Origin of the sequence: Deinococcus radiotolerans (assembly GCF_014647435.1) — a bacterium.
In the GTDB taxonomy this organism is placed as follows: domain Bacteria; phylum Deinococcota; class Deinococci; order Deinococcales; family Deinococcaceae; genus Deinococcus; species Deinococcus radiotolerans.
Window position 1 is genome coordinate 211,700 of the sequence record NZ_BMPE01000001.1, and the last position, 12,898, is coordinate 224,597.

Sequence of the window (12,898 nt, forward strand, 5' to 3'; positions counted from 1 at the left end):
TAGAGTATACGGATTTTGGTGGGTGTCTAGACCCCCGAAGCCCGGGAGCGGCGGGTCAGATTCTTCACGGCGGATGAATAGGTGATTGTGTGATTCTTTAGCCTTCCGCGTCACGCTGTGCGACTTGGGCTACCGCTGATCCTACTGTTCCAGGCTGAATTGAACCTGAATGGTACGCTACCGGCCATGACGCCCGACTTCGACCGCTACTTGGCCCTGCGGGCCGAGGTGGCCGCCCACAACCGCGCCTACTACGAACAGGACGCCCCCAGCATTCCGGACGACCAGTACGACGCCCTGGCCCGCGAACTGCGTGATCTGGAGGCCGCCCACCCGGACTGGGCGGCGCAGGCCGGCAGCGACAGCCCCGCTCAGACGGTGGGTGGCGCGCTCTCTGCGGCGTTCCAGCCTGTCAATCACCCCACGCCCATGACCAGCCTGGATAACGCATTCGACGACGCGGAACTGCGTGACTGGCAGGAGAAGCTGGCCCGCGCGCTGGGCCTGCCGGCCGACAGCGACGACTTCACCTTCACGGGCGAACTGAAAATCGACGGGCTGAGCGTGAACCTCTACTACCTCAACGGCGAACTTCAGTGGGCGGCCACGCGCGGCAACGGCGTGACCGGCGAGATTGTGACCGCGCAGGTCCTGACCGTGCCCGGTATCCCGACCAGCCTCCCCGGCCTGACCGGCGAACTGGAAGTGCGCGGCGAGGTGTACATGAGCCGCGCCGACTTCGCCGCGTTCAACGCGCAGGCCGAGGAACTGGGCACCCCGCTGCTGAAAAACCCCCGCAACGGCGCGGCGGGCGCCCTGAGGCAGAAGGACCCGGAGGTGACCCGCAGCCGCAACCTGAAAGCCATCCTGTACGCACTGGGCAAACGCGACGGCGTGCCCGCCCGCACCCAGGGCGAGGTGCTGGCATGGCTGGCCGAACAGGGGTTCCCGACCAGCGCCTACAGCGAGGAACTGCGTGGCCTGGACGCCGCAGCGAACTACCACGCGCGCATGACGGCCGCGCGCAGCTCCTTCGAGTTCGACGCGGACGGTACCGTCCTGAAACTCAATGACCTGCGCGCGCAGGAGGAGGCGGGCTTCACCAGCCGCGCGCCCCGCTGGGCCATCGCGTACAAGTTCCCGGTCGAGGAAGTCGAGACGACCCTGGACGCCATCACCATCAACGTGGGCCGCACGGGGAAGCTCGCGCCGCTCGCGCACCTCGCCCCGCGCCTGATCGAGGGCAGCACCGTCAGCAAGGCCACCCTGCACAACGAGGACTTCATCCGCGACCTGGACCTGCGCATCGGGGACACGGTCGTGGTGCGCAAGTCCGGCGGGGTGATTCCTCAGATCATGCGGGTCCTGACCGAGAAGCGCCCGGCTGACGCACAGCCCTTCGCGTTCCCCACGCACTGCCCCGAGTGCGGGCACGAGGTTACGCGCGCCGAGGGGGACGCGAACACCTACTGCCCGAACCCCGCGTGCCCCTCACAGGCGTTCGAACGCATCCGGTACTTCGTGTCGCGCGGCGCGATGGACGTGCGCGGCATTGGCGAGAAACTCGTCGCGCAGCTGATCGGGTCCGGACTGGTCCGCGACGCCGCCGACCTGTACACCCTGACCGCCGAGCAGCTCACGGCCCTGGAACGCGGCGGCGAGAAGAAGGCGCAGAACATCCTGGCGCAGCTGGACGCCAGCCGCAGCCGGCCGCTGTGGCGGCTCGTGAACGCGCTGGGCATGAACCACGTCGGTGAACGCAACGCCCAGGCCCTCGCCCGCGCGTTCGGGACGCTCGACGCGCTGCTGGCCGCCACGCCCGAACAGATCGAGAACGTGCCCGGCATGGGCGGCGTGATCGCCCAGAGTGTCACCGCGGCCCTCGCGGACCCCAGCATGCGGGACCTGATCGCCCGCCTGCGTGCGCACGGCGTGAACCCCGCAGAGGAGCAGGTCACGCGCGGCGAGCAGCTTCAGGGCCTGAACTTCGTGATCACCGGGACGCTGAGCCGCCCCCGCGACGCCCTGAAGACGCAGCTGGAACAGGCCGGGGGGCGCGTGACCGGCAGCGTCACCAAGAAGACCAGCTACCTGATCGCGGGGGAGGAGGCAGGAAGCAAACTGGCCCGCGCACAGGAACTCGGCGTGACCGTCCTGACCGAGGCAGACCTAGACGAACTGCTGCGCGAGCGCGGCGTGAGCGCCTGAACACCCGGACGGCTCAGCCCACGCGGCAGCAGGTACACTGAGCGGTATTGTCGCGCGCCCACCCCGCGCGACCTGGAGGCAAGACCAGCATGGCAACACCTGAAGTTGAGATCAGCAAGAACGTCCTGATGGACATCGCCGCCACCACCCTGGACGGCATCGAAGGCACCGAGGTCGCCGCCACGCCCCTGAAGGTCGGCGAGGTGCTCCGCACCCAGACGCCCGGCCGCAAACCCCGCGCCCTGAAAGTCACCCGCGAAGGTCAGGACGTCACCGTGGACGTGGGCCTGAACATCGAGTTCGGCCGCAGCCTGACCGGCACCGCCGAGAAGGTCCAGCAGGCCGTGCGTGAGAACATCGAACTCATGACCGGCCTGCGCGTGCGCGCCGTGAATGTCACCGTGCAGAACGTCTGCGTGCCCAAGGGCGGTCAGGCGTGACCCGCCGCCGCGAGAAGGCCGCTGCGCCCGTCGGCACCCGCCGCGCCGCCCGCGAGTTCGCGTTCCGCGTGCTGTTCGAGGCCGACCGGGGCAACCTGCCCATGCAGAGCGTGTTCACCCGCGCGGAGGCCAGCATGCGCAGCGGCGATGACACCTACCCCACCCTCAGCGAGGAAGCGCTGACCTTCGCGCAGGAACTCGTGCAGGGCATCACGGCCGCCCGCCCGGACGTGGACGCCACGCTGCGCCGCACCATCCGCGGCTGGAGCTTCGACCAGATGGCCCAGACCGACCTGAACGTCCTGCGCCTGGCCACCTTCGAGATGATGTACACGCCCGAACCCCACCCGCCCGTCATCGAGAGTGCTGTGCGGATCGCCCGCAAGTTCGGTGGGGACGACTCCGGCCGTTTCGTGAACGGCGTCCTGGCAGGCCTGAGCCGCAGCCTGAACGAGAAGGCCGCCCCCGCGCCCGCCCGCGAGGAGCCGCAGGAGTGACCCAGGGGACCGCCCGGGTCCTCAGCGGGCCGCCCGCCGCCGCCGCGCTCCTCGACGAGGCCCGCAGGCGCGCCGGGCGCCTCCCGGCTGTCCCTCACCTCGCCCTGGTGCGGGTCGGCGAGGACCCCGCCAGCGTCTCGTACGTGCGCGGGAAAGCGAAAAAGGCCGCGGAAGTTGGCCTGAGCAGCCACGTGCACGCGCTGCCAGACACGACCACCCAGGCCGACCTGCTGGCCCTGATTGACCAGCTGAACGCCGATCCGGCCGTCAGCGGCATCCTGGTTCAGCTGCCGCTCCCTGCCCACCTCGACCCGGCGCCCGCGCTGCTGGCCGTGCACCCTGCCAAGGACGTGGACGGCCTGCACCCCGCGAACACCGGCGCCCTGTGGAATGGCCACCCGGGCCTGCGCCCCTGCACCCCTGCCGGCATCATGGCCCTGCTCGCCCACCACGGCGTCCCCGTGCGCGGCGTGCGGGCCGTGGTCGTAGGCCGCAGCGCGCTCGTCGGGCGCCCCCTGGCCGGCCTGCTGCTGAATGCCGACGCCACCGTCACCCTCGCCCACGGCGCCACGCCCGATTTGGGCCAGGTGACCCGCGAGGCGGACCTGCTGATCGTGGCTGCCGGGCAGGCGCACCTCATCACCCCCGACATGATCAAGCCCGGCGCGACCGTCGTGGACGTGGGCATCAACCGCGTCCCCACCGAGGACGGCAAGGGCCGACTGACCGGCGACGTTCACCCCGGCGCGGCGCAGGTGGCGGGCGCCCTGACCCCCGTTCCGGGCGGCGTGGGGCCCATGACGGTCGCGCAGCTCCTGATGAACACCGTCATTGCCGCCGAGCGCCAGCACGACCAGCTCCTGACCTCAGAGGTGCCCGGTGAACACGTTCGCTGACCTGATGAGCAACCGCTGGCTGTGGGCGGCCGTGCTCAGCAGCACCTTCGCGCAGCTTCTGAAGGTCTTCCTGATCCTGCTCATCGAGCGCCGCTGGCGTCCCGCCGCGTTCATGGAGACCGGCGGCATGCCCAGCAGCCACTCTGCCATGGTGGCCGCCCTGACCACCGGCGTGGGCATCACCGAGGGCACCGGCAGCCCCCTGTTCGCCGCGAGCGCCGTGTTCGCCCTGATCGTCATGTACGACGCGACCGGCGTGCGCCACAGCAGCGGCCAGCAGGCCCGGCTGCTGAACGAACTGGTCTTGGAACTCCGCGCCGTGGTCCGCGAGGGGTTCGCCCCACTGCCGCTGCGCGTCCTGCTGGGGCACACGTACCTGGAGGTTCTGGTGGGCACCCTCCTGGGCATCGGGGCCGGATTCGTCGCCTTCAGCCGCTGACCCCTGCCCTGCTGCGCCGCCCCACCAGACCTGCACGGTCAGCGGGGTGGCGTTCCACCTTCCCTCTTTTCCCGCCCGGGAGACATAAAAAAGCCCCCGCGGCGGGGGGCTTCATGTTCCGTTCGGGGGAACTCAGGCGACTTTGACGCCCTGGCTCTTGAGGAGACGGCGGGCGGTCTGGGTGGGCTGAGCGCCGTTGGCGAGCCAGTACTGGGCGCGCTCCACGTTCACCTTCAGGTAGTTCTCGGTGGTCTTGCGGGGATCGTAGTGACCCAGGTTCTCGATGTAGCCACCGTCACGGGGACGGCGGGCGTCGGCCACGACGATGCGGTAGTGGGGGTTGTGGGCAGAACCGAAACGGGATAGGCGAATCTTAACCATGGTGGATCTCCAACTGGGGGTATTTGAGGGTAAAGCTCCCGCTAGGATCACGGGGAAATGCGCCCGTCAGCAGCCAACCGGTAAGCGCACCGAAGAAGAGTATCAGACTGGGCTGCCGCGCAGCAAGAGGGGAGGGGCACGCTGCCCGATTCGCCTGGACCGCACCCACCGGCGAGCCTGTCGAGCAGGCCAAGGGCAGACTCATCCAGCCGGTCCAGGGGTGGTGCTTGCCGCATGGCCGTGTAGCCAGTTCGCATCCCTTTCACGCGGCGCCTGGACGGTATGGACTCCTGGGCCCGGAGGTGGACGCGTTCAGCGCCTCGGCCGCTCTGGATGCACCGACGCGGGCAGTACACCGGGAGGCGCTGTCCTCCTGAGCCCGGGACAGGCTCAGAAGCCGGGGGAGACCGGCTGTCCGCCCTGGCGCAGCTGGAAGCCCATGCTGCCCGGCCCGATGATGGAACTGCCGCCCACCGATCCGAGGGGCGCGCCCCTGGCGACGCGGCTGCCCACACTGACGACCGGGTCCCGCAGGCCCAGGTACGCGGTGACGCTGCTGCCATGATCGACCAGGATCACCCAGCCCAGTGACGCGTAGAACGTGACAGCCAGGACGTTGCCCTCGTTCGCGGCGACCGCCTGCTGCGCGCCAGTCAGCACGACCCAGGGCGTTCCGTTCGCCCCGTACGGGGCCTGCACGCGCCCGCCAGGCAGTGGGAAGCCCAGCGGGCCGGTCAGGACGGGCAAAGGCGCCAGTTGCTGCTCGACCTGCTGCTGCGCCTGCTGCACCTGCACCTGCCGCTGCGCGAGCGCCTGCTGCTCACGCTGGAGTTGCGCGGCCCGGGCCTGCTGGTCCCGTTGCAGCTGAGCGGCGCGCGCCTGCTGCGCCTGCCGGGCCGCTGCGGCCGCCTGAGCCTGCCGCAACTGGGCGAGCCGCAGCGCTTCCTGCCGCGCGCGTTCCTGCGCCTCACGGATCCGCCGGGCTTCCTCCTCACGGCGGCGCCGCTCCTCCTCCAGGCGCCGCTGCCGTTCGGCTTCCAGCCGGGCCCGTTCCGCAACGACCTGACCGAACAGCTGATCCACCTGCTGCGCCGCGAGGGCCTGCTCGGCGGCCTTCTGCGTGGCGAGGGTCCGCTGGCCCTGCTCACTGGCGCGCAGCTGCGCCAGCAGCGTCGTCTGCCGGGCCCGCTGGGTCTGTAACGCCCGGAGTTTATCGGTGCGCTGGGCCTGCAAGGCCTTGAGCTGCGTGGCCTGCTGCTGCTGCACCCGCTCCTGGTCGTGCAGCGCGGCCACTTGATCCCGCAGGCCGGCCAGCACCTCCGTCTGGTACGCGCCGGCCATGTTCGAGTACCGCAGGCGGATCAGCAGGTCCGACAGGCTGCGCGCCTGGGACAGGAGTTGCAGGTACTGTCCGCTGCGCTGGCGGTACATCAGCTGCATGACCTCCCGCACGTCCCCCTGCAGGCGCTCCACGCGCGCGCGGGTGACGTTCAGCTGCGCGGTGGTGTCGGCCAGTTGCCGTTCGGCCAGGGCCACGCGGGCCGTGACGGTGGCCAGTTCGTTTTCCAGCGTGGCGGTGCGGCCCGCGAGGTCATCCAGCTGCGCGAGCGTCTGGCGCTGCTGCGCGCTGAGGTTCTGGATGCGGGCGCGCAGCGTCTCCAGTTCCTGCGCTTTCTGCGCGCTCAGCTGGCGCTGCTGCTGCAACTGCTGCTGAAGCTGTTCCAGCCGGGCGCTGGTGTCCTGTGCGGCCGCGGCGCCCAGCAGGAGGGTCAGCAGCGCCACGCGCGCGGGCCGACCTGCGTTCACTCCAGCTCCAGCAGGTAGCGGCGGGTGGCGAAGATGCTGCCCAGCAGCCCGATCAGGATGCCCAGGCAGGCCACGCCGCCCAGCAGGGGCGCCAGGGTGCCGGGGTCCCGCACGACCGGGAAGACCGGGGCGAGCTGCTGCACGCGCTGCGACAGGCTCAGGTACGCGGGAATCAGGAGGGCCAGGGCGAGCGCGGCGGCCAGGGCGCCCACCATCAGGCCCTCAAGGACATGGGGCATGCGGATGAAGCCGCGCGTGGCGCCCAGCAGGCGCATCACGCTGATCTCGTCCCGGCGGGCGTACATGGCGACCCGCACGGCATTCAGGATGTTGAAGAGGGTGCCCAGCAGCAGCAGGCCCACCAGGAGGTACCCGGCCAGCCGCACGGCGCTCAGGGTCCGCACGGTGGAATCCACGTACCCCGCGCCGTACTCGATGGACTCCACGCCCGGCAGCGCGGACACTTTCGCCGCGACGCTGCGGGTGTCCTCGATGCGCGCCACGCGCATGCGCAGCGTGTCCGGGTAGGGGTTGCCGACCAGCGCGGCGGCGTCCCGCGCGAACGGGGAGTCCTGCGTCATCTCGGTCAGGACCTCCTCACTGGTGACCAGGCGCGCGTTGCGCACCTCTGGAATGGCCTGGACCTGCCCGAGTAGGGCCGTGTCCTGCGCGTCGGGTCTCAGGAACGCCGCGACCTCCACCTGGGATTCGAGCTGCTCGATCGTGCGGTTGACGTTCAGGGTCAGCAGCAGCACGAAGCCCAGCATCAGCAGGGTCAGGGTCATGGTCATCAGGGTGGCCAGGGTGGCCGTCACGTTGCCGCGCATGGCCAGCAGCGCCTGCCTCAAGTGGTACTTCACAGCGCGTACCCCCCGTACGGATCGTCGCGGACCAGTTTGCCCTTGCGCAGCGTCAGCGTGCGGTGCCGGAAGGTCTCCACGAGGTCGCGGGCGTGCGTGGCGACGATCACGGTCGTGCCGCGCAGGTTCACGTTCTGTAGGACCTTCAGGACCTCGCGGCTGTTGTCCGGGTCGAGGTTCCCTGTGGGTTCGTCGGCCAGCAGCAGGGGCGGGTTGCCCACGATGGCCCGCGCGATCGCCACGCGCTGCTGCTCTCCCAGGGACAGGTGCAGGGGCAGCGCGTACTTCTTGTGTTCCAGGCCCACGGTGCGCAGCGCCGCCGTGACCCGCGGCGGCCACTCGCGCTGCGGGACGCCCGTGACGCGCAGCGCGAACGCCACGTTGTCGAACGCATTCAGGTGCGGCAGCAGCAGGTTGTCCTGAAAGACCGTGCCCATACGGCGGCGCAGCAGCGACGTGCGCCGCCCCCGGTACGCGGACAGGGGCTCACCGGCCACGCGCACCTCGCCCCGGCTGGGCAGGGCCCGCTTGAGCACCAGATTCATGAACGAGCTCTTCCCGGCGCCGGAGTGCCCCACGAGGTACACGAATTCTCCCTTCCCGATCGTCAGGGAGATGTCGTCCAGGGCCAGCGTCCGGGTGACCGGGTACTCCAGGGTCACGTGCTTGAAATCAATCACGCCGCCTCCCCCGCAGGGTCAAGCGACGGTAAGTGGGTGCAGTTGGTCATGCTTGCGGCACAGGATAGCCCAGCGGCGTGCACGCGCCATGAAAGCCCTGCCGACCCCCGGCGCGCGGATGCCGGGAACGCTTACGTTCGTTTCACCGGGCCGCTCTATTCTGAGCGGCGTGAACGCCAAACGCATGACCGTCGTAGGGGCGGCGCTGACCGCGACTGCCGCCGTCGCCTACGCGCAGCTGGGCGGGTACACCCCGGTGAACCTGAGCAGCAGCGCCGAAGGCAAGAGCTTCTTACAGGTCCTGAACGACCTGAACCGGTACTACCTGCAACCCGTGGATCAGGAGAAGGTCCTGCGCGGCGCGATCACGGGCGCGCTGGGCAGCCTGGGAGACGAATTCACGTACTACAGCGAACCCGAGGACAACGCCATCGACGCCGCAAACCTCCAGGGTGAGTTCTTCGGGATCGGCGTGACGCTGGTCGCCGCGAACGCCGACGGCACCGGCGGCAAGATCGACAACGTGTTCAAGACCGGCGCGGCCTCCACGGCGGGCGTGCAGATCGGGGACGTGTTCCTGAAGATCGGCGACAAGGACGTCACGGGCGCCAAGCTGAACGACATCGTGCGGCTCGTGCGTGGCGAGAAGGGCACCCAGGTCACCGTGACCTTCGCCCGTGACGGCAAGCCCTACACCGCGAAGATGGAACGCCAGCCCGTGCAGATCGTCAGCGTGGAACAGACCGTGCTGCCCGGCAACATCGGCTACATCGCCCTGAACACCTTCTACAACGAGAAGGCCAGCGAGCAGTTCCGCGCCGCCGTGGCCGACATGAAGAAGAAGAACGTCCAGAAACTGATCCTGGACCTGCGTGACAACGGCGGCGGCCTGCTGAATGCCGGCGTGGACGTGGCCGACCAGTTCCTCCAGAGCGGCCCGATCGTCAGTCTGCGGGACCGCGCGAAGAACACCCAGGTGTTCGGCCGCGCGACCAACAGCGCCTCCGACTACACCGGCAAGCTGGTCGTGCTGGTCAACAAGAACAGCGCCAGCGCCAGCGAGGTCGTATCCGGCGCCCTTCAGGACACCGGCCGCGCCAAGATCATCGGCGAGCAGACCTTCGGCAAGGGCGTCGCCCAGACGCCCATCGACCTGCCCGACGGCGGCAAGGTCGCCATCGTCAGCAACGAGTGGCTGACGCCCAAGGGCCGCCAGATTCACAAGAAGGGCATCACGCCCGACGTTGTGGTCAAGGACACCCGCTACACCACGCCCGTGAACTTCACCGGCAGTGGCGTGAAACCCGGCGAGAAGCTCACCCTGACCGTCGAGGGGAAACCCGTGACCGTCACCGCCGACAAGGACGGGAAGTTCACGTACACCGGTGAGATCAAGCGTCCCACCCGCAGCGCCCAGCAGGGCGAGGCGGTCGTGGACGTGCAGACCGACGCCATCCTGAAAAAGGCCATTGAGGTGCTCGGCCAGTAAGGCCCGGCACAGCAGGGGGGGGCGGTTCTCCGGTGGGGGACCGCCCCCCCTGCTGTGCCCGGGGGCGCCGTGCCTGAGCCCGGGCCGCTGGTCAAGGTGACCTGCACGGTTTTTAACCGACGTGTAACCCGCGCGCACCAGACTGCGCGCATGAACAAGACCCTCTCCATCCTGGCACTGACGGGCTCCCTAGTTCTCGGCGGGCTGGTCGGCTACGACATCCGCGAACGCAGCAGCGGCGCCAGCGTGACCGCGCAGGCCACGCAGACCACGTCAGGCGAGGGCGCGCAGGGCCAGATGGTGCAGGCGCTGGCGCAGCCCAGCTTCAATGCCTCGCGCGCCCGCACGGAATCCGAGGCGAACACCGTGCAGGTCGTCAAGGACCGCCGCGACGGCCTGGTGCTGATCACCGTCAAGGAAGGCGACAACAGCAGCGCCCAGGCGCAGCTGCGCCAGCGGCTCCAGCAGCAGCTGCCCTTCGATTTCGGCCTGCCCGACGGCGGCGGGCAGAATCAGGGGGCGACAGCCACCGGCAGCGGCTTCTTCGTGACGTCCGGCGGGGACATCATCACGAACAACCACGTGGTCGAGGGCGCCAGTGAAATCACCGTGCACCTGCACGGCAACACCAAGGGTTACAAGGCCCGGGTCGTGGCCCGCGCGCCCGACTTCGACCTGGCGCTCATCCGGGTCGAGGGCGTGCCGAGCAGTGAGATCAAGCCGCTGCCTCTGGGCAACAGTGATCAGCTGGACGTGGGCCTCAAGGCCATCGCGATGGGCGCCCCGTTCGGCCTGGACTTCAGCGTGTCCGAGGGCATCATCAGCAGCCTGGAACGCAAGGTCGCGGTCGGCACGAAGGGCGTGGAGCAGAGCGTCATCCAGACGGACGCGGCCATCAACCCCGGCAACAGCGGCGGCCCGCTGCTGAACAGCGCCGGGCAGGTCATCGGCGTGAACACCCAGATTCTCACGGGCGGGATCGGCCAGAGCGCCGGCGTGGGCTTCGCGATTCCCGTGAACACCGTCAAGAAACTCCTGCCAGAGTTGCAGGCCGGGAAGGGAGGCGTGATCCAGACGCCCAGCCTGGGCGTGGGCATCGCGGACGTGGCCAACCTGAGCGCCGCCGAGCGCAAACAGGCCAAGCTGCCGGACCAGGGCGTCCTGATCAGCCGGGTGTACCAGGGCAGCCCCGCCGCCGCCGCCGGCCTGAAAGGCAGCCGCACCCTAGTGGACAATTCCACCGGTGCGGAAACCACCCAGCCCGGGGACGTGATCACCGCCGTGGACGGCCAGCCGATCACCAGTGTCCAGCAACTGCCGCAGCAGATCATCAGCCGCAAGATCGGCGAGACGATCACCCTGACCGTGATCCGCGATGGACAGCAGCGGGACGTGAAGGTCACCCTGAAGGCCTTCGATCTGGCGGCGGCCGCGCAGCGTGAGGACCCGCAGGGTCAGTAACAGTCAGCCCTGTTTAAGGCGGGCTCCCGGTGGTGGGAGCCCGCCCCGTTCTGCTGCTGGTGTCCGTCCTGTCTGGGCACATGAGCGGGGATGAAAGCCGCGCGGCTATGCCGGGTACGGTACGGGACTGTAGTATTTGAACCGATAACTGGAATCACTTCCACTTCCGTTCCACGCCCGTTCCACCGGAGGAGTCCCCTGTCATGACCATCCCACGCTCCAGCGGCATCCTGCTGCACCCCACCAGCCTCCCCGGCCCCTTCGGCATCGGCGAACTGGGCGCGTCCGCCCGCGCCTTCGTCGACTGGCTCGCCCTGGCCGGCCAGAAATACTGGCAGGTCATGCCCCTGGGCCCCACCGGGTACGGCGACAGCCCCTACCAGGCGTTCAGCGCCTTCGCAGGCAACCCCTACCTGATCGACCTGAACGCCCTGCGCGAACACGGCCTGCTCGGCGACACCGAATTCAACGTCCTGCCCGACTTCAACCCCGGCAAGGTCGACTTCGGCCAGCAGTACATCTGGCGCAACCAGATGCTCGAACGCGCCTACGCCCGCTACGCCTTCGGCGACGCCCAGCACCTCAAGCCCGACTTTGACGCCTTCAAGGCCGAGGAAGCCGACTGGCTCGACGACTACGGCCTGTTCATGGCCCTGAAGAACGCCCACGGCGGCCTCCCCTGGAACGCCTGGGAGGCCGGCACCCGCGACCGCGACCCCCAAGCGCTGGACAGCGCCCGCACCCGCCTGAAGGAAGACATCGAACGGGTGAAGTTCATCCAGTTCCTGTTCTTCCGCCAGTGGACGGTCCTGCGCCGCTACGCCGCCGAGAAGGGCATCGAGATCATCGGGGACATCCCGATCTTCGTCGCCATGGACAGCAGCGACGCCTGGGCCAACCGCGACCAGTTCTACTTCGACGACCAGGGCCAGCCCACCGTCGTCGCGGGCGTCCCGCCGGACTACTTCAGCGAGACCGGCCAGCTGTGGGGCAACCCCCTGTACAACTGGGACGTCATGGACAAAGACGGCTACCAGTGGTGGATCAAGCGCTTCCAGGGCAGCCTGAAACTGTTCGACGTGATCCGCATCGACCACTTCCGGGGCTTCGCGGCCTCCTGGGAAATCCCGTTCCCCGCCGAGACCGCCATTCACGGCCAGTGGGTCCCGGCCAAGGGCCACGAGATGTTCGAGGCCGTGCGTAAGGCCCTGGACACCCTGCCGATCATCGCGGAGGACCTGGGCGTCATCACGCCCGACGTGGAGAAACTCCGCGACGACTTCGGCTTCCCCGGCATGGCCGTCCTTCAGTTCGCATTCGGTGGTGGCGACTTCAGCGTGAACGACTTCCTGCCCCACAACCTGCGAGAGAACCAGGTGGTGTACACCGGCACGCACGACAACGACACCACGCGCGGCTGGTGGCGCAACGCTGACGAACTTGAACGGCACAACTTCCGCGTGTACACCAGCAGCAACCCCACCGAGGAGACCTTCGCGTGGCAGTTGACCCGCCTGGCCTTCGAGAGCCGCGCCAACCTCGCCGTCGTGCCGCTCCAGGACGTCATGAACCTCGGTACTGAGGCCCGCATGAACCTGCCCGGCACCACCGGCGACCACAACTGGACGTGGCGCTACCTCGCCGCCGACCTGCGCCCCGACCTCGCGCAGAAGGTCCGCGAACTGACCGAGGCGACCGGCCGGTAAACACCGTCAGGGGTTGAAGGTTGATGGTTGACAGG

General features: G+C 68.9%; 12 protein-coding genes. 8 read left to right on the plus strand and 4 right to left on the minus strand.

Annotated features, from left to right (window positions below):
* The first annotated feature begins 186 nt into the window (after positions 1–186).
* From ligA to IEY63_RS01015, 5 genes are all read left to right on the plus strand, one after another.
* Positions 187–2,208, plus strand: a complete 2,022-nt coding sequence (ligA, locus tag IEY63_RS00995; RefSeq protein WP_189067110.1) for an NAD-dependent DNA ligase LigA — start codon at positions 187–189, stop codon at positions 2,206–2,208.
* An 89-nt stretch (positions 2,209–2,297) separates the two neighbouring features.
* On the plus strand, positions 2,298–2,648 hold the full coding sequence (locus IEY63_RS01000) for an Asp23/Gls24 family envelope stress response protein (protein WP_062159761.1): 351 nt from the start codon (positions 2,298–2,300) through the stop codon (positions 2,646–2,648).
* The gene (nusB, locus tag IEY63_RS01005) at positions 2,645–3,145 is read left to right on the plus strand and encodes a transcription antitermination factor NusB (protein ID WP_189067111.1); all 501 of its coding nucleotides are present in this window, start codon (positions 2,645–2,647) and stop codon (positions 3,143–3,145) included. The genes IEY63_RS01000 and nusB overlap by 4 nt, the downstream gene beginning before the upstream one ends.
* Positions 3,142–4,041 (plus strand): bifunctional methylenetetrahydrofolate dehydrogenase/methenyltetrahydrofolate cyclohydrolase FolD, encoded by a 900-nt coding sequence (folD, locus tag IEY63_RS01010; protein ID WP_189067112.1) that lies wholly within the window; start codon positions 3,142–3,144, stop codon positions 4,039–4,041. The genes nusB and folD overlap by 4 nt, the downstream gene beginning before the upstream one ends.
* Before the next feature lie 4 nt (positions 4,042–4,045).
* Positions 4,046–4,480 carry a divergent PAP2 family protein gene (locus IEY63_RS01015; RefSeq protein WP_373290891.1) on the plus strand — a complete coding sequence of 145 codons (435 nt, stop codon included), beginning with the start codon at positions 4,046–4,048 and terminating at the stop codon, positions 4,478–4,480.
* A 132-nt stretch (positions 4,481–4,612) separates the two neighbouring features.
* Here the strand turns inward: IEY63_RS01015 and rpsP are convergent, their stop codons facing one another.
* The 4 genes from rpsP to ftsE all read right to left on the minus strand — a co-directional run bounded on the left by rpsP (position 4,613) and on the right by ftsE (position 8,207).
* Complete coding sequence (gene rpsP, locus IEY63_RS01020) at positions 4,613–4,861, minus strand: 30S ribosomal protein S16 (RefSeq protein ID WP_189067114.1); 249 nt, start codon at positions 4,859–4,861, stop codon at positions 4,613–4,615.
* Between the two features lie 390 nt (positions 4,862–5,251).
* Positions 5,252–6,667 carry a murein hydrolase activator EnvC family protein gene (locus IEY63_RS01025; protein WP_189067115.1) on the minus strand — a complete coding sequence of 472 codons (1,416 nt, stop codon included), beginning with the start codon at positions 6,665–6,667 and terminating at the stop codon, positions 5,252–5,254.
* Positions 6,664–7,527: a cell division protein FtsX gene (locus IEY63_RS01030; protein WP_229784402.1), complete on the minus strand. Its 864-nt coding sequence runs from the start codon at positions 7,525–7,527 to the stop codon at positions 6,664–6,666. Before IEY63_RS01030 ends, IEY63_RS01025 begins: the two co-directional genes overlap by 4 nt.
* Complete coding sequence (ftsE, locus tag IEY63_RS01035; protein WP_189067116.1) at positions 7,524–8,207, minus strand: cell division ATP-binding protein FtsE; 684 nt, start codon at positions 8,205–8,207, stop codon at positions 7,524–7,526. The genes IEY63_RS01030 and ftsE overlap by 4 nt, the downstream gene beginning before the upstream one ends.
* Before the next feature lie 184 nt (positions 8,208–8,391).
* Between ftsE and IEY63_RS01040 the strand changes: the two genes are divergently transcribed.
* The 3 genes from IEY63_RS01040 (at position 8,392) to malQ (ending at position 12,863) form a co-directional block, all read left to right on the plus strand.
* Complete coding sequence (locus tag IEY63_RS01040; RefSeq protein ID WP_189067999.1) at positions 8,392–9,696, plus strand: S41 family peptidase; 1,305 nt, start codon at positions 8,392–8,394, stop codon at positions 9,694–9,696.
* 150 nt (positions 9,697–9,846) lie between these two features.
* Complete coding sequence (locus IEY63_RS01045) at positions 9,847–11,157, plus strand: S1C family serine protease (protein WP_189067117.1); 1,311 nt, start codon at positions 9,847–9,849, stop codon at positions 11,155–11,157.
* 203 nt (positions 11,158–11,360) lie between these two features.
* Complete coding sequence (gene malQ, locus IEY63_RS01050; protein ID WP_189067118.1) at positions 11,361–12,863, plus strand: 4-alpha-glucanotransferase; 1,503 nt, start codon at positions 11,361–11,363, stop codon at positions 12,861–12,863.
* Positions 12,864–12,898 lie beyond the last annotated feature (35 nt).

Bases quoted from the DNA above. Each gene is read 5' to 3' on its own strand.
- ligA (WP_189067110.1), top strand. From the start codon at position 187: ATGACGCCCGACTTCGACCGCTACTTGGCCCTGCGGGCCGAGGTGGCC.
- IEY63_RS01000 (WP_062159761.1), top strand. From the start codon at position 2,298: ATGGCAACACCTGAAGTTGAGATCAGCAAGAACGTCCTGATGGACATC.
- IEY63_RS01015 (WP_373290891.1), top strand. From the start codon at position 4,046: ATGAGCAACCGCTGGCTGTGGGCGGCCGTGCTCAGCAGCACCTTCGCG.
- rpsP (WP_189067114.1), bottom strand. From the start codon at position 4,861: ATGGTTAAGATTCGCCTATCCCGTTTCGGTTCTGCCCACAACCCCCAC.
- IEY63_RS01040 (WP_189067999.1), top strand. From the start codon at position 8,392: ATGACCGTCGTAGGGGCGGCGCTGACCGCGACTGCCGCCGTCGCCTAC.
- IEY63_RS01045 (WP_189067117.1), top strand. From the start codon at position 9,847: ATGAACAAGACCCTCTCCATCCTGGCACTGACGGGCTCCCTAGTTCTC.
- malQ (WP_189067118.1), top strand. From the start codon at position 11,361: ATGACCATCCCACGCTCCAGCGGCATCCTGCTGCACCCCACCAGCCTC.